We start from the raw sequence: 14,544 nt of genomic DNA, 5'->3' as shown, positions 1-14,544 counted from the left end.
AGCGGGCGCTCACATCGTCCAGTCCGGTTCGCCGTCGGGCAGATCGTGCAGCTTCTCCGGGTTGCGGACGACCGCGATCGAGGTGATGCGGTCCTTTTCGACGGTGAAGGCCATGATTCCCAGGTGGTTGCCGTCGAAGACCATGAGCCCGGGCAGCCCGTTGACCCGGACCATGCGCGCCCACGCACCGGTTCCGGCTCGGTACCAGCCGAAGTACAGCTTGGCCACCAGCTCGGCGCCCTGGACCGGCTGCCGGATCGCGGGCACGCGGCCGCCGCCGTCGGCGGTCAGGGTGACGTTCTCGTCGAGCACACCGAGCAGGCCGCTCAGATCGCCCGACCGCCAGGCCGCGGAGAACGCCGAGACCACCTTCTCGTGTTCGTCGCGGGAGGCCGGGAAGCGCGGAGTGCCGTCCTCGACGTGCTTGCGGGCGCGGGAGGCGAGCTGGCGGACGGCGGCGGGGGTGCGGCCCACCACGTCGGCGACCTCGGGACCGGTCATGCCGAAGATGTCCTGCAGTACGAAGGCGGTGCGTTCGGCGGGTGAGAGCGATTCGAGGACCACCAGCAGGGCGGTGGTGACGCGTTCGTCCTGGGAGATGCGGTCGGCCGGGTCGTCCCAGCCGGTGACCTCCGGTTCCGGCAGCCATTCGCCGACGTACTGTTCGCGGCGCGCCCGAGCCGAACCCAGCTGATCCAGGGCGAGGCGGCCGGTGACGGTGGTCAGCCAGGCGCGCAGATTATCGATTCGCTCACCGGGAGAACGGGTTTCGTACCAGCGTTGCAGCCGCAGCCACGCCTCCTGGACGACGTCGTCGGCGTCGCTGAGGCTGCCCAGCGTGCTGTAGGCGACGCGGCGCAGATACTGGCGGTGCTCCTCGAACTGCCGTGCCAGTTCGGTCTGGTCGATCTCGTCGTGTCCGGTCGTCACTGGTGCCATCCTCGTCTCGCCGCGCGGGCCCGCCGCGCGAGTGCCTCCCCATGGTGACGATGCCGCCGGACCGAGTGTGACATCGGGGTGCCGGGCGGTGCCGATAGTCTCGCCCGGTGCGATATGGAACGGCGCGGGCCGCGGGACTGCTGATCGGATTCGCGGCGGATCGGATTCTCGGTGATCCGCGGCGAGGGCATCCGGTGGCGCTGTTCGGGACGGCCGCGGCCGCGCTGGAATCGGCCTGGTACCGCGATGCGCGTACCGCCGGGGTCGTGCATGAAATCGTGTTGGTGGGCGGGGTCGTCGCGCTGAGTGCCGGTGCGCAGATCGCCGGACGCGCGGGGCTCGGCACCGTCGTGACGACCGCTGTCGGCACATGGATCGCGCTCGGCGGCACCACGCTGGCGCGGACCGGACGCGACATGGCGGATCGGCTGGAGGCGGGCGAGCTGAACAGCGCGCGCGAGGTGCTGCCCGCGCTGTGCGGACGCGATCCGGAGGTGCTCGATGCCGACGGATTGGCCCGTGCCGCAGCCGAATCCATCGCCGAGAACACCTCCGACGCCACCGTCGCACCGCTGGTGTGGGGTGCCATCGCGGGAGTGCCCGGCGTACTGGGCTACCGCGCGATCAACACCCTCGACGCGATGGTCGGCTATCGCAACGAGCGCTATCGCAATTTCGGCTGGGCCGCCGCGCGCGTCGACGACCTCGCGAATCTGCTGCCCGCGCGGGTGAGCGGTGCGCTGACCGTCGTGCTCGCGCCGCTGGTGGGTGGGCGGCCCGGCGATGCGTGGCGCGCGTGGCGCCGCGACGCCGGAGCACATCCGAGCCCCAATGCGGGCGTCGCCGAGGCCACGATGGCCGGAGCGCTGGGTGTCGCGCTGGGCGGGCGGACCGAGTATCGCCACGGGACCGAGATGCGGCCGGTGCTGGGCGACGGTCGGACCCCGCAGGTACCCGATCTGCGCCGGGCGGTGCGATTGTCGAACGGAGTGCAGTTGGCGGCCGCGGTGGCGGCGGCCGTGACCGCGTACGCGCTCGGGTGTCGCCGGTCAGCTCGAGCCGAGTTGCCGGCGTAGGGCCGTGGTGTCCAGGTATTGCCGGTCTCGGACGACCTTCAAGTCGGTGTCGAAGACCAGAACCTTGGCGTAGGCGATCTCGAACCGCCGGCCGGTCGCGGGGAGCGCTGTCACACCGGCGACGACGAAGTCGTTCACCGAGGTTGCGCGGCCGACCAATTCGGCGACCGCCGAGTTCGGTGCCGGATGCAGCGCGCGAATGTCCTCGACGTAATCCGGGAATGCCGCGAACCAGGCGCGGCTCCACTCCAACGTCCCCGCGAGATCCAGCCGCAGGCCGGTGCCGGTGTCGAATGCGTATCCGGGGGCGCAGGTCGCCGCCCAGGCATCCCACTGCTGCCCGGTCCACGATCGCTGCACGACGTGGTAGGCCTGCTGAATGGCGTTCATCCCGTTCTCCGCTCGCATCGAGACGATCTAGCTATAGCAATTTATAGCCAAATAGGTCGATCGAGCCAGTGCGGGCGCGACGCGGTTGAGTTCTGCGGGGCCGGTCAGCGGCGGCTGTTGCCGTAGCGGTCGGCGAGGCGGTCCGCGGTGGTGCGTGGCTTCGCCGGTGGCTCGTCCGGCGCGGGTGCGGTCTCGGGTTGAGCCTTCGGAGCCGTATCCGAGGAGACGGACGCCGGAGCGGTGTTCGTGTCGTCGGCTGCTTCGGCGGCAGGCGATCCGGCTGTGCTCATGGCCGGGACCTGTTCGTCCGGCGTGGCCGTAGCCGCCTCCGCGGCGGCACGGTCGCGCCGGCGTTCCCGGATTTCGGCATAGACGAAGTAGCCGAGGCCCAGCGGGGCCATCACTCCGAACGCGATCCACTGCAAGCCGTACGACAGATACGGGCCCGCGTCGAGCTGGGGGAGTGACTCGGGGGTGAAGGCGCCGGGCTGGCCGGCGTCCAGTTGCAGATAGCCGCCCAGCTCGCCGGTGGCGAAGCCGGTCAGCGGTGTGTCGAGAACCGTGGAGAGCTGAGCGGTGTCGACCGAATAGACCTGGCGGAGGCCGTCGCGGACCATCGGATCCTTGCCGGGAATCGCGCCCTGGGATTTGCGGACCCGTCCCTCGATGCGCTGCGGACCCGACGGCGGTTCCGCGATCACCGGCAGATCCGAGCCGTTCACCGCCGCGATCAGGCCCCGATCGACCAGCACGACCCGGCCGTCGTCGAGCCGGAAGGCGGCCAGCACCCCGTAGGCGGGCTGATCGTTGAGATGCTGCAAGCGCTCGACCACCATCGAGTTCGGCACATAGCTGCCGCTCGCGATCACCCGCCGCCATTCGGTGTCGGCCGGATTCGTCCCGGCCGGTGGTGTGCCCTCGCCCGTGTTCAGCAGGTTCGTCGCCGGGACCGGGTCGGCGTTCACCGAGGCCGCGATCAGGTTGTTGCGATGGGACGTCGAGGTGTTCTTGCCCAGCTGCCAGGGTGCGAGCACGGTGAAACAGAGATAGGCGAACGCGACCACGACGACGGCCAGAATCGCCCAGCTGGGCCGCAGCAGGAAGGTGAGCCGGCGCAGGATGGTCATTGCCGCGGTCCGGTCGTCGCGGGTTCGCCGAGTTGTTCGCGCACCCAGGCCAGCAGCGCGGGAACGGCCGCCTCGATCTGCTCGCGCACCAGCTCGAAATCGGTGTCGTCGCCGTAGTAGGGATCGGGCACGTCGTGATCGTCGGCGGCGGGGTCGAAGCTGCGCAGCAGTCGCCGCCGCGCTTCCGGAATCCGCAGCCGGGTCAGTTCCCGATCGTGGGTGGAATCCAGGGCGATCAGCAGATCGGCGTCGAGATGATCGGGGCCTATCATGGCCGCGACGTGGCCGATCGGATATCCGTAGCGGGTGAGCAGGGCGGTGGTGCGTGGGTCGGCATCCGAGCCGACGTGCCAGGCGGTGGTGCCGGCGCTGCTGACGCGCACCCGATCGGCCAGCCCGGCTCGTTCCAGATGCGCGGCGAAAATCTTCTCGGCCATCGGCGACCGGCAGATATTGCCGGTGCAGATGAAGGTCACGTGCAGCTCGCCCACGCACCCATTGTGGCCGGTCGATGCGGGCGGCGGCCACGTAGGGTAGGTGGCTGTGCCCCAGGACACCCCCACGACCGCCGGCACGCGGTCGCACGCAGGCCCGAGCCGCCCGAGCGATACACGGATGGGCGGACCCGCGGTCGACGCCGATGCGACGCGTGCGGGTTTCGCCGTGGGCGTTCACGGAAGCATCGGCGGCCCGAGGACGCCGCGGGAGGCAACGGTATTCGTGGACGAAGTTCGCTGTGCCGCCGAACGCCCCGAGGGCGACGGTGCGGCTACCCGAGCGCAGGGCGTGCCCGGCGGCGGCGCGAGCAGGGGCCCGGAGTCCGCTGTCGCGGGATTCGATGGCGGGTTCGGCGCTTCGCCGGTCGATCGTTCGGCCTTGCGGCATCACGGGGACCGCGATGTGCGGCCGGGAATGCTCGACTTCGCGGTGAATGTGCGCGGCGACGCGCCACCGGAGTGGTTGCTGCGGCGGCTGGCCGCGCGACTGCCGGAACTGGGGCGATACCCGTCCGAGGCGGAGGCCGAGGCGGTGCGCGCAGTCGTGGCGGCACGGCACGGCCGCGCACCGGAGGAGGTGCTGCTGCTGGCCGGAGCCGCGGAGGGGTTCGCGCTGTTGCCGCGGCTGGCATCACGACTGGCGGCCGTCATCCATCCCTCGTTCACCGAACCGGAACTCGCGCTGCGTGAGGCGGATGTTCCGGTGGAGCGGGTGGTGCTGGCACCGCCCTACGCGCTGGCCGGGGCACGGGTCCCCGAGGATGCCGACCTGGTGGTACTCGGCAATCCGACCAATCCGACCTCGGTGCTGCATCCGCGTGCGGTGATCGAATCGCTGCGCCGGCCCGGCCGGATCGTGGTGGTCGACGAGGCCTTCGCCGATGCGGTGCCCGGCGAGCCGGAAACGCTCGCGGGACAGTCTTATCCGGACGTTCTGGTGTTGCGCAGTCTGACCAAGACGTGGGCGCTGGCCGGGTTGCGGTGCGGATATCTGCTGGGGCCGCCGGAGCTGCTGGCCCGGTTGAACCACGGTCGTGCGCATTGGCCGCTCGGCACGCTGCAGCTCGAGGCGATCGCGGCGACCTGCGAACCGCATGCGATCGCGGAGGCCGAGGCGAGCGCGGTTCGGATCGTGGCCGAGCGGGAGGCGATGATCTCCCGCCTGCGCGCCCTCGGCATCGACGTGTACGAACCGGCCACCGGCCCCTTCCTGCTGATCCGCGTGCCCGACGGTGAACTGCTGCGGAAACATCTGGCGGACAAGAACATCGGTGTCCGGCGCGGTGACACCTTCCCGGGGCTCGGCAACGAATTCCTGCGCCTGGCGGTCCGCGACCACGCCGCCGTCGACCGTTTGATCGCCGCGATCGAGGCCGTCGGGCTGTGAGGAATGGCGCCGTCCGAGCGTCCGGCACCGACGGACTGCGGGCGCGGACTTCGGATCGAAAACTGCGGCCGGCGACCGAAGTCGCCGCCCACATCGTCGACCGCATTCGGCAACCGATCTCGTGCCCCGTCGGCGCCGCGTCCATGGCGCAGGTAGAGGTGACCTTTACCCCGGCGCGGTCCGGCCCGGCGGGCGGCATCGGCGTGGATAATGACCGGGACGGCGAAACGGTGGAGGTGCGGTGGTGACAGCGACGAATTCTGTTGTGACGCTGAAGGACTTGATCGGTGTCCTCGACGACGCGTATCCGCCCCGGCTGGCGGAGTCCTGGGATTCGGTGGGGCTGGTGTGCGGTGATCCCGCGGCGTCGGTATCTCGGGTGCTGTTCGCGGTCGATGCCACCGCCGCCGTCGTCGACGAGGCGATCGAGTGGGGCGCACAGGCTTTGGTCGTGCACCATCCGCTGCTGCTGCGGGGCGTGGACACCGTGGCGGCGAGTACGCCGAAGGGCGCGCTGCTGCACCGGCTGATCCGCAATGATTGTGCGCTGTTCACCGCGCACACCAACGCCGATTCGGCCGATCCGGGCGTGTCCGATGCCCTCGCCCACGCGCTCGGGCTGACCGTGACCGGGCCCCTGGAGCAGAAATCCGCCGCGCCGGTGGACACCTGGGTGGTGTTCGTTCCGCGCGACCACACCGACGCGGTGCTGGCGGCGATGTTCGAGGCGGGTGCGGGTGGCGCCGGACTCTATAGCGAATGCGGTTGGCGGGTGCCGGGAACCGGGCAGTTCCGGCCGATGGCGGGAGCGAATCCGGCGATCGGGCAGGTCGGCGACCTGGAGTTCGTGGAGGAGGACCGCGTCGAAGTGGTGGCGCCCCCGTCGGCCCGCTCCGCGGTGCTGGCGGCGCTGCGTGCCGCCCATCCCTACGAGGAACCGGCCTTCGACGTCACCGAACGCGCTGCGCTACCCACGGGACAGGGGCTGGGGCGCATCGGCACCCTGCCGGAACCGGAAACGTTGCGCGCCTTCACCGCTCGCGTGCGCGCCGCCCTGCCCGGCACCGCCTGGGGGGTGCGCGCGGCCGGCGATCCCGACCGCGAAATCCGCACCGTCGCGGTGTGCGGCGGCGCGGGCGATTCCTTCCTCGGCACGGTCGCGCAGGCCGGCGTCGACGCCTACGTCACCGCCGACCTGCGCCACCATCCCGCCGACGAACACCTGCGTGCGGGCGGTCCCGCCCTCGTCGACGTCGCCCATTGGGCCAGCGAATTCCCCTGGTGCGCCCAGGCGGAAGGCGTTGTGCGCGAAGCCCTTCCGGGCGTGCGAACCCGGGTCAGCGCCCTCCGCACCGACCCGTGGACTCTGGGCGCCGCCGACGAGTGACGTCAGCAGCCATCACACAGGTCGATGAGTTCGGTGACGAGTCGGCCGGCTGTGTCACTCCCCGTGCGGTACGGGGGCGAGCGGTGCGAAGGCGGCAGGACGGCCCAGGCGTTCTCCCGCGACCGTTGGCCGGCGCGGATTCACTCGACCCGGATGTCCGGCTCGTGGTCGACGGGGAAGTTGACCGAGTTGGCGATGAAGCAGCGTTTGTGCGCCTCCGCGTGCAGTGCGCGAGCCTGCTCGACCCGAGCGGCGTCGGTGATCGTGACGCGCGGGCGCAGGGTGGCGTGTTCGAAGCGCTGGTCGTTCATCACGCCTTCGGCCTGGTCGAGATAGTCGATCACGACGATTCCGGCCTCGACGCACAGATGCAGGTACCACAGCATGTGGCATTCCGAGAGCGAGGCGACCAGGAGTTGCTCGGGATTCCAGCGCGTCGCGTCTCCTCGTCCCACGACCGGGTCCGCCGATCCCTGCAGGGGCGGACGCCCCTCGGCGAGCACCTCGTGATTGCGCGAATACGAGCGGTAGTCGGTGGTGGCGCCGGTCCACACCACATCCACCCGATAGCGATGTTCGGCCATCCGGTCAGGGTGTCACAGTCGCGGCGGCGCCGCACTCGAGTTGTTCCCGTCCCCGGGGCGACGCGGCACCCGGGTCGCCGGACGCCAGCTTTCGAACCGCGTATCCGGTGGTCGCGGGCGGGCCGTGCGGGGTTGGGGCGAAACCGGCCGCGGGCAGAGTACGGTTGAGCACCGGCGTCGCGCACCCGCTGCCCGTCGCCCCGCAACCGTCCATAGTGTCGAGGAGTACGTCCCGCGTTGAATGTCGAACCACCGATCCAGGCCAAACTGCTCGACCTCGCGGCCGTCGACGCCGAGTTGACGCGGATCGCGCATCGCCGCAAGGTGCTGCCCGAACAGCAGGAAGTGCAGCGGCTGGAAGCCGAACGCACCGACCGCAAGGATGCGGCGGTCAAGGTCGAGATCCAGCTCGACGATCTCGACCGCGACATTCGCAAACTCGAGGGCGAGATCGACGCCGTGCGCAAACGCGAGGCGCGCGACCGCGGGATGCTCGAAGGTGGCAACGTCGGCGCCAAGCAGCTCTCGGAGTTGCAGCACGAATTGGGCAGCCTGGAACGCCGGCGCGGGGTCCTCGAGGACGAACTGCTCGAGGTGATGGAGCGGCGCGAGGCCGCCGAGGCCGATCATCAGCACGCGGGCGCCAACCTCTCGCGCGCCGAGGAGGATCTGACCCTCGCGCAGAGCCGTCGCGACGACGCGGTCGCCGACCTGGATGTGGCCGCCCAGCGCTGTGACGCCGACCGCGCACAGCTCGTCGCAGGGTTCCCGGACGAACTGCTCGCGATCTACGACAAACAGCGCGCCCAGCACGGCGTCGGCGCGGCGCTGCTGCAGGCTCGCCGGTGCGGCGCCTGCCGGATCGAACTCGACCGCGGTGAGATCGCCCGGATCGCCAAAACCGATCCGCAGGTCGTGGTCCGCTGTCCCGAATGCGGTGCGATCCTGGTGCGCACCAAGCAGTCCGGATTGTGACGGGCCGGCGATGACCGCACGCACTGTGATCGTCGAGGCCGACGGCGGCTCGCGCGGCAATCCCGGTCCCGCCGGCTACGGCGCGGTGATCTGGGATTCCGACCACGCCACGATCCTCGCCGAACGGCGCGAATATCTCGGGGTCACCACGAACAATGTCGCCGAATACCGTGGTCTCATCGCGGGTTTGGCGGCCGCCGCCGAATTGGGTGCGCGCACCGTCGAGGTGCGGATGGATTCCAAACTCGTCGTCGAGCAGATGTCGGGACGCTGGAAGGTCAAGCACGCGGCCATGATTCCGCTCGCCGAGCGCGCCCGGCAGCTGGTCGCCGGCTTCGATCGGGTGGGGTTCCAATGGATTCCGCGCGAGCAGAATTCGCACGCCGATCGGCTCGCCAACGAGGCCATGGACGATGCGGTCGTGGTCGCGGAGGTGCGCGAGGCGGACACCGAGCGGCCGGTGATCGACAGCGTGGCCGAACCGGAATCGGCTGCTCAGGAATCGGTGCCGGCGCGCGGCGTCGAGGCCGAGCTGCCGAGCTGGATCGACGAAGCGGCCGACGCCCGTGCCGCGCGCGAGGATCCGGTCGTGCAGGAGACGGCATCGACGACGACCGGTCCGGGCTGGACCGGCGCCCGCGGGCGGCCGACCCGGCTGTTGCTGCTGCGTCACGGCCAAACCGAATTGTCGGTGGAGCGGCGGTATTCCGGCCGCGGCAATCCGGACCTCACCGCACTCGGCCGGGAACAGGCCGCCCGCGCCGCGAAATACCTTGCCGCGAAAGGCGATATCGCCGCGGTCGTCACCTCGCCGCTGGGTCGGGCCCGCGAAACCGCGCAGGCCGCGGCCCAAGCCCTCGACGTTCCGGTGCGGGTTCTGGACGCGCTGACCGAAACCGATTTCGGCGAATGGGAAGGTCTCACGTTCACCGAAGCGGCGCAACGGGATCCGGAACTGCATCAGCGCTGGCTCGGTGATCCGTCGCTGCCCGCCCCGGGCGGGGAGAGCTTCGCGCAGGTGCGAGAACGCGTCGAGGCGGCGCGTCGCGATCTGCTCGCACTGTATCCGGGGCAGAACGTCGTCGTGGTCAGCCACGTGACGCCGATCAAGACGCTGCTGCAGTTGGCCTTGGAAGTCGGCCCGTCGCTGCTGTATCGGCTGCATCTGGATCTGGCGTCGCTGTCGATCGCCGAGTTCTATCCCGACGGCGGATCGTCGGTGCGGCTGATCAACGACACCTCGTATCTCTGAACGCCGGCCGGGAGACCGCGTTCAGGGACGCAGGACCGACACCAGGAATTCGGTCTGGTCGTAGACGGCCTTCTCGAACCAGTCGTCGAAGTAGATGTCGAAGTGCCCGATGGGGTATCGCTTCACGATGCCGTGTTTGGTGCGTTCGGCGGCCTTGAGCGTCGGGCCCACCGGCGCGACCGAATCGTTGTCGCACACCGCGTACAGCACCGGCACCTTGATGCCCTTGGTACGCCGCCACGGTGAATCGAACACCAGCGACAAGCCCACGCGGGCAGCCACTTTCGGCTGGTACTGCTCGCTCTCCTCGGCGAGGCGGCCGAAACCCTCGGGCACGTCGGAGGCGCTCATCAACGCCGCCGAGCGCTTGCGCCCTGCCAGTCGCGCGCCCACCGGCTTGCGCCGAATCGGGCCCACGAGGGTGTCGATGAGCGCGAGGGTGCCGGTCTTGGTGAGGCTGATCGGCCCCTTCGCCATGGCCGAGGACCAGCCGCTGGTGAACGGGCACTGCGCCACGACTGCGGCCAGATAGTCGTCCTCGTGTGCGATGGACAGGACGTGCCCGCCGCCGAAGGAACTGCCCCACAACGCGATTCGGGTCGCGTCGAAGCCCTTGAGGGTGCGGGCGAACGCGATCGCCGCGCGCCAGTCGTCGCGCTGGCGGGCGATGTTGATCAGCTGGCGCGGTTCACCGCCACTGGCCCCGAAATGCCGGTAATCGAAGACCAGCACGCCCATTCCGGCCGCGGCGAACCGGCGCGCATAGCGATCCAAACCCATTTCCCGGTTCGCGCCCAGCCCGTGCCCCATGATGACCAGCGGACGCGGTTTGGGCGGGCCGTCCGGAAGATAGAGCCACGCTGCACACTGTTCGCTTCCCGAACCGAACCCCACCTCGACACGCTCCATGGGCGAATACCGTACCGGGGCGCGCGCCCGTCCGCAGACGTGGATCCCCGCTCAGGGCACGATTACGGGTGCACGGAACGCAAACACTCGCGTGTCAGATCCTTCAGTTCCGGGTAGCCGTCGACCGCCATGATCAGGTCCGCTTCCGCCAGCAGAGTGCGCAGGACGTGCACGATTCCGTCCACCCCGCCGAGCGCGAGACCGTAGGCGTAGGGCCGGCCCACCCCGACCGCGGTGGCGCCGAGCGCGAGCGCCTTGACGACGTCCGCGCCGCTGCGGATTCCGGAATCGAACAGCACGGGCAGCCCCTCGGCCGCGGCGACGACCTCGGGCAACATGTCCAGGGCGGGCAGTCCGCCATTGGCTTGGCGCCCACCGTGATTCGAGCAGTAGATGCCGTCCACGCCACCGTCGCGGGCCCGGCGCACATCGTCGGGATGGCAGATTCCCTTGACGATCAAGGGCAGATCGGTGAGCGAGCGCAGCCAGGCCAGATCCTCCCAGCGCAGCGGGTTGCCGAACAGTTGCACCCACCGCAGCACCGCACTCATCGGATCCTCCTCCGGGGAGCGCTGCAGACCGGAGAGGAAGACCGGATCGGTGAAATAGTTGGCGAGGCAATGCCCGCGCAGCTGCGGGAAGTTCCCGGTGGACAGATCGCGCGGCCGCCAGCCGGTGATCCAGGTGTCGAGGGTGACGACGATGCCCTTGTACCCGGCCTGCTCCGCGCGGTGCACCAGACTGGCCGCGAGGTCGCGGTCGGTGGGGGTGTAGAGCTGGAAAAAGCCCGGGGTATCACCGAATTGGGCGGCGACATCCTCGAGCGGATCGACGGTCAGAGTCGAGGCCACCATCGGCACGCCGGTACGGGCGGCGGCGCGGGCGGTAGCCAGATCACCGTGGCCGTCCTGTGCGCAGAGGCCGATCACGCCGACCGGTGCCATGAAAAGCGGTGTGGGAAGCGTCATTCCGAACAGATCGACCGACAGGTCGCGCTCCTTCGCGCCGACGAACATGTGGGGGATGAGGCCCCAGCAGTCGAAGGCGGCGACATTGGCGCGCTGGGTGCGCTCGTCGCCCGCGCCGCCGGCCACATACGACCAGATCGAGGGCGGCATGGCCGCCTGCGCGCGCTGTTCGAGTTCGGCGAACGCGACGGGGTACTCCGGTACGACACCGCGCAACCCCTGGAAGTAGATCTCGTTCTGGAAGTCGCCGAAGCCCATATGCGCTGCCCTTCTCTGCCGTCGGTTCGCCGGCGAGTATGCGCGTTCGCCGGCGAATGCGGACTTCACTGTATGCGTAACCCGAGGTACCGTGCCACGATCGCGCCGTTGCCCGGGGCGGCGTGCGCTCGGCCGGGTTCGCACGGCACAATGGTGCGCGACGAGTCGGTCGGGCGACCGCGTCGACGGGAACGGGCACAGCTGTGCCGCCGCCCGTCGCCGAGGAAAGTCCGGACTCCACAGAGCAGGGCGGTTGTTAACGGCAACCCGGGGTGACCCGCGGGACAGTGCCACAGAAAACAGACCGCCGGCGGTCTCCCCGGAGGCCCGCCGGTAAGGGTGAAACGGTGCGGTAAGAGCGCACCAGCGCCCCGGGTGACCGGGGCGGCTCGGTAAACCCCGCCCGGAGCAAGGTCGAAGGTCGCACTCTCGCGAGTGCGGCTGCGCAGGTGCCCGAGGGCTGCTCGCCCGAGCCTGCGGGTTGGCTGCTCGAGGTGCCCGGTGACGGTGCACCCAGATGGATGGTCGCCTCCCGGTGCGAACCGGGAACAGGATCCGGCTTACAGACCGACTCGTCCCCTCCGGGGTTCGCGGCATGAGACCCTGGCCGCATGGACGCCACGCCTCGGCAGCTCATCGTCACCGGCTACTTGCGGGTGGACCCGGCCGATCGGGACCGTTATCTGGCGACCTGCGTCGAGGTGGTGAACACGGCCCGGCAAACTCCCGGTTGCCTCGATTTCGCCCTGTCCGCCGACCTGGTCGACACCGGTCGCATCAACATCCTGGAGCGGTGGAGCGACCGCGCGGCGCTGAACGCTTTCCGTGGCGCGGGTGTGCCGGACGAGCAGGCCGCGATGATTCGCGAAGCGCAGGTCAGCGAGTTCACGGCCGGCGACGAAACCCTCCTGCGCTGACCGGCCTTTCCGGCTAGCGCGCGCAGCCCTCGCCGTTGTCCGGGTGCTCGGTCGGGTTCGGGTACGGCCCGTTGCGCAGGGTGTCGTGCAAGGCGTCCGAGATCGCCGCCAGATTGGCCCCTGCGCGGTGAAAGGCTTGGGCGACAGCGGAATTCGGGTCCTGGAGGCCCGCCAGGACGAGGTGTTCGGTGTCGAGGGCGGTATGGCCGGCCCGGCGCGCGATCGCCGAGGCCTCGTCCAGCATTCGGCGCAGGGCGGGGGTGTGCGGTAGCGATTCCGCGTTCATGCCTCCATGATCACCCGCGCCGAGCACTTCAGCGCATATTTCGCGACTATTCGGCAACACCTGCCGCTGCGTCGATGAGCGCCGTCGCCGGTCGGCGCCGGGCCCGCGCCTACGGTTGCAGCGGTGTCCGCCGTGGGCGCACGATGCGGTGGGTGATCTTCCAGCCGGCGCCGATGCGCTGGATGGTGTCCTCGTAGGTGACGCTGCCCACCGTGCCGTCGGTCATGACGCCGAAACCCTTGGACAGGGCGCGGACGGTACCGTCGGCGACCTCGTTGACGACGATGTTCGTGACGTGGTGGGCGACGGGGTTGTTGTCACCCAGGGCCAGCGCGGCGTCCCGGCAGGCGGGGATTCCGACCAGGACGCCGCCGCCCAGGGCGCTGACGTCGTAGACGACGTCCTCGGCGAACAGTGCCGGCCAGCCGTCGAAATCGCCGTTGTCGGTCAGGTGGCCGTGCAGGTTGATCAGGTCGGTGATCGCGAAGCGGTCGTCCGCGGACAGCATGTCGGGTCCTCCGGCGGTCGAGGCGAGGGGAGTGGTCAGCGGAAGCCGGTGTCGGCGGCCCAGGGTTCGAGCTCGTCGAGATCGGCGAGGCGCTGGGTCAGGGTGGCGCGGATGCCGGCGAATGCCTCGGGGCCGAGCGGCAGCCGCAAGGGCGGTTCGTCCATGGCGACCGCGCGCAGGATGGCCGCGGCGGCGCGGGCCGGATCGCCGGGCTGGGCGCCGTCCTGAGCCTGGAAGCGCTCGCGTTCCTCGGCGAAGATCGGCGCGTATTCGGGCATCGGTTCGGCCCATCGGATGGATCGTCCGGCGAAGTCGGTGCGGAACGGTCCCGGTTCCACGATGGTGACCTTGATACCGAAGGGCGCGACCTCGTAAGACAAACCTTCCGACAGTCCCTCGACGGCGAATTTGCTGAGGGCGTAAGGGGTTCCGCCGAGGCGGGCACGGACCCCGCCCACCGAGGACAGCTGCACGATATGCCCGCTGCGCTGGGCCCGCATGAGTGGAAGCACCGTTTTGGTGACCGAGATCAGGCCCCAGACATTGGTTTCCATCAGCGCGCGGAGCTGCTGGTCGTCGCATTCCTCGAGCGCTCCGCGCAGCCCGTAACCGGCGTTGTTGACCAGAACGTCGATGCGGCCGAACCGAACTCGCGCCTCCTCGACCGCCGCGGTGATCGACGCCGGATCGGTGACGTCCAGCTGCGCGACGAGCACCCGCTCCGGATCGCGGTCGCGAAGGTCGCCAAGGGATTCGGTCTTGCGCGCCGTGGCGACCACACTGCCGCCCTCGGCCAGCACCGCCTCCGCGATAGCGCGCCCGAAGCCGCTGCTGGCGCCGGTGATGAACCAGACGTGATCGGTGGTCAAGGTGGAGGCCTCCTGTATCGGATCGTCGTCGAAGCCGGGCCTTGCGGCCGCATGCGGTGCCCGCGGCGGGCCGCCGGCACCGGGTGCGGTCGCGCGGTGATCAGCCGGCGGGGTTGATCACCAGAATCTGGGCCCAGTAGGCCGCCTGCTCGGGACCGACGAGGGGCAGCAGGTAGTCGAAGACGATGGACGACATGGGGTGTGGAACTCCTTGT

Annotated in this window: 16 protein-coding genes and 1 other RNA gene; 7 read left to right on the top strand and 10 right to left on the bottom strand. The window is 69.9% G+C overall.

Going from position 1 to position 14,544, the window contains the following annotated elements:
* Window positions 1–9: 9 nt before the first annotated feature.
* Window positions 10–930, bottom strand: a complete 921-nt coding sequence (gene sigJ / locus NA3_RS08680; protein WP_227995316.1) for an RNA polymerase sigma factor SigJ — start codon at window positions 928–930, stop codon at window positions 10–12.
* Between the two features lie 116 nt (window positions 931–1,046).
* Between sigJ and NA3_RS08675 the strand changes: the two genes are divergently transcribed.
* Window positions 1,047–2,015: a cobalamin biosynthesis protein gene (locus tag NA3_RS08675; RefSeq protein WP_062963062.1), complete on the top strand. Its 969-nt coding sequence runs from the start codon at window positions 1,047–1,049 to the stop codon at window positions 2,013–2,015.
* On the opposite strand, the gene NA3_RS08670 is transcribed toward NA3_RS08675, so the two are convergent.
* The 3 genes from NA3_RS08670 to NA3_RS08660 form a co-directional block, all read right to left on the bottom strand.
* Complete coding sequence (locus NA3_RS08670; RefSeq protein ID WP_062963061.1) at window positions 1,989–2,405, bottom strand: ester cyclase; 417 nt, start codon at window positions 2,403–2,405, stop codon at window positions 1,989–1,991. The genes NA3_RS08675 and NA3_RS08670 overlap by 27 nt on opposite strands.
* Window positions 2,406–2,509: 104 nt before the next feature.
* Entirely contained in the window at window positions 2,510–3,523 is a 1,014-nt protein-coding gene (locus tag NA3_RS08665; RefSeq protein WP_063917428.1) for an SURF1 family cytochrome oxidase biogenesis protein, read from the bottom strand.
* 5 nt (window positions 3,524–3,528) lie between these two features.
* Window positions 3,529–4,023: a low molecular weight protein-tyrosine-phosphatase gene (locus NA3_RS08660; protein WP_062963059.1), complete on the bottom strand. Its 495-nt coding sequence runs from the start codon at window positions 4,021–4,023 to the stop codon at window positions 3,529–3,531.
* Between the two features lie 385 nt (window positions 4,024–4,408).
* On the opposite strand from NA3_RS08660, the gene cobC reads away from it, so the two are divergent.
* Both cobC and NA3_RS08645 read left to right on the top strand, forming a co-directional pair.
* Window positions 4,409–5,416, top strand: a complete 1,008-nt coding sequence (gene cobC, locus NA3_RS08655; RefSeq protein WP_062963538.1) for an Rv2231c family histidinol phosphate aminotransferase CobC — start codon at window positions 4,409–4,411, stop codon at window positions 5,414–5,416.
* Between the two features lie 244 nt (window positions 5,417–5,660).
* Window positions 5,661–6,803, top strand: coding sequence for a Nif3-like dinuclear metal center hexameric protein (locus NA3_RS08645; RefSeq protein WP_062963537.1), 1,143 nt, complete (start codon window positions 5,661–5,663; stop codon window positions 6,801–6,803).
* 140 nt (window positions 6,804–6,943) lie between these two features.
* Here the strand turns inward: NA3_RS08645 and NA3_RS08640 are convergent, their stop codons facing one another.
* Window positions 6,944–7,387 carry an OsmC family protein gene (locus NA3_RS08640; RefSeq protein WP_062963057.1) on the bottom strand — a complete coding sequence of 148 codons (444 nt, stop codon included), beginning with the start codon at window positions 7,385–7,387 and terminating at the stop codon, window positions 6,944–6,946.
* Window positions 7,388–7,624: 237 nt separating this feature from the next.
* On the opposite strand from NA3_RS08640, the gene NA3_RS08635 reads away from it, so the two are divergent.
* Both NA3_RS08635 and NA3_RS08630 read left to right on the top strand, forming a co-directional pair.
* Window positions 7,625–8,362, top strand: coding sequence for a zinc ribbon domain-containing protein (locus NA3_RS08635; protein WP_062963056.1), 738 nt, complete (start codon window positions 7,625–7,627; stop codon window positions 8,360–8,362).
* 10 nt (window positions 8,363–8,372) lie between these two features.
* On the top strand, window positions 8,373–9,614 hold the full coding sequence (locus NA3_RS08630) for a bifunctional RNase H/acid phosphatase (protein WP_062963055.1): 1,242 nt from the start codon (window positions 8,373–8,375) through the stop codon (window positions 9,612–9,614).
* A 21-nt stretch (window positions 9,615–9,635) separates the two neighbouring features.
* Here NA3_RS08630 and NA3_RS08625 read toward each other — a convergent pair whose 3' ends face one another.
* Together NA3_RS08625 and NA3_RS08620 are read right to left on the bottom strand one after the other, a co-directional pair.
* Window positions 9,636–10,523, bottom strand: a complete 888-nt coding sequence (locus NA3_RS08625) for an alpha/beta hydrolase (RefSeq protein WP_062963054.1) — start codon at window positions 10,521–10,523, stop codon at window positions 9,636–9,638.
* Window positions 10,524–10,585: 62 nt separating this feature from the next.
* Window positions 10,586–11,749 (bottom strand): lactate 2-monooxygenase, encoded by a 1,164-nt coding sequence (locus NA3_RS08620; protein ID WP_062963053.1) that lies wholly within the window; start codon window positions 11,747–11,749, stop codon window positions 10,586–10,588.
* A 161-nt stretch (window positions 11,750–11,910) separates the two neighbouring features.
* On the opposite strand from NA3_RS08620, the gene rnpB reads away from it, so the two are divergent.
* Window positions 11,911–12,328: RNase P RNA component class A (gene rnpB, locus NA3_RS08615), an RNA gene on the top strand.
* A 32-nt stretch (window positions 12,329–12,360) separates the two neighbouring features.
* On the top strand, window positions 12,361–12,666 hold the full coding sequence (locus NA3_RS08610) for a putative quinol monooxygenase (protein WP_062963052.1): 306 nt from the start codon (window positions 12,361–12,363) through the stop codon (window positions 12,664–12,666).
* Window positions 12,667–12,679: 13 nt separating this feature from the next.
* Here NA3_RS08610 and NA3_RS08605 read toward each other — a convergent pair whose 3' ends face one another.
* The 3 genes from NA3_RS08605 to NA3_RS08595 form a co-directional block, all read right to left on the bottom strand.
* Window positions 12,680–12,952, bottom strand: coding sequence for a Clp protease N-terminal domain-containing protein (locus tag NA3_RS08605; protein WP_128145151.1), 273 nt, complete (start codon window positions 12,950–12,952; stop codon window positions 12,680–12,682).
* A gap of 109 nt (window positions 12,953–13,061) precedes the next feature.
* The gene (locus NA3_RS08600; protein ID WP_062963050.1) at window positions 13,062–13,460 is read right to left on the bottom strand and encodes a nuclear transport factor 2 family protein; all 399 of its coding nucleotides are present in this window, start codon (window positions 13,458–13,460) and stop codon (window positions 13,062–13,064) included.
* A 35-nt stretch (window positions 13,461–13,495) separates the two neighbouring features.
* Window positions 13,496–14,329 carry an oxidoreductase gene (locus NA3_RS08595; RefSeq protein WP_062963049.1) on the bottom strand — a complete coding sequence of 278 codons (834 nt, stop codon included), beginning with the start codon at window positions 14,327–14,329 and terminating at the stop codon, window positions 13,496–13,498.
* Window positions 14,330–14,544: the final 215 nt, after the last annotated feature.

This window comes from Nocardia africana NBRC 100379, from assembly GCF_001612635.1.
GTDB lineage: Bacteria > Actinomycetota > Actinomycetes > Mycobacteriales > Mycobacteriaceae > Nocardia > Nocardia africana.
Note: the sequence above shows the minus strand (reverse complement) of the source record. Positions and strands in the feature narration are given on the sequence as shown.

Bases quoted from the DNA above. Each gene is read 5' to 3' on its own strand.
- NA3_RS08670 (WP_062963061.1), bottom strand. From the start codon at position 2,405: ATGAACGCCATTCAGCAGGCCTACCACGTCGTGCAGCGATCGTGGACC.
- NA3_RS08620 (WP_062963053.1), bottom strand. From the start codon at position 11,749: ATGGGCTTCGGCGACTTCCAGAACGAGATCTACTTCCAGGGGTTGCGC.
- NA3_RS08610 (WP_062963052.1), top strand. From the start codon at position 12,361: ATGGACGCCACGCCTCGGCAGCTCATCGTCACCGGCTACTTGCGGGTG.
- NA3_RS08630 (WP_062963055.1), top strand. From the start codon at position 8,373: ATGACCGCACGCACTGTGATCGTCGAGGCCGACGGCGGCTCGCGCGGC.
- NA3_RS08625 (WP_062963054.1), bottom strand. From the start codon at position 10,523: ATGGAGCGTGTCGAGGTGGGGTTCGGTTCGGGAAGCGAACAGTGTGCA.
- NA3_RS08640 (WP_062963057.1), bottom strand. From the start codon at position 7,387: ATGGCCGAACATCGCTATCGGGTGGATGTGGTGTGGACCGGCGCCACC.
- NA3_RS08605 (WP_128145151.1), bottom strand. From the start codon at position 12,952: ATGAACGCGGAATCGCTACCGCACACCCCCGCCCTGCGCCGAATGCTG.
- NA3_RS08600 (WP_062963050.1), bottom strand. From the start codon at position 13,460: ATGCTGTCCGCGGACGACCGCTTCGCGATCACCGACCTGATCAACCTG.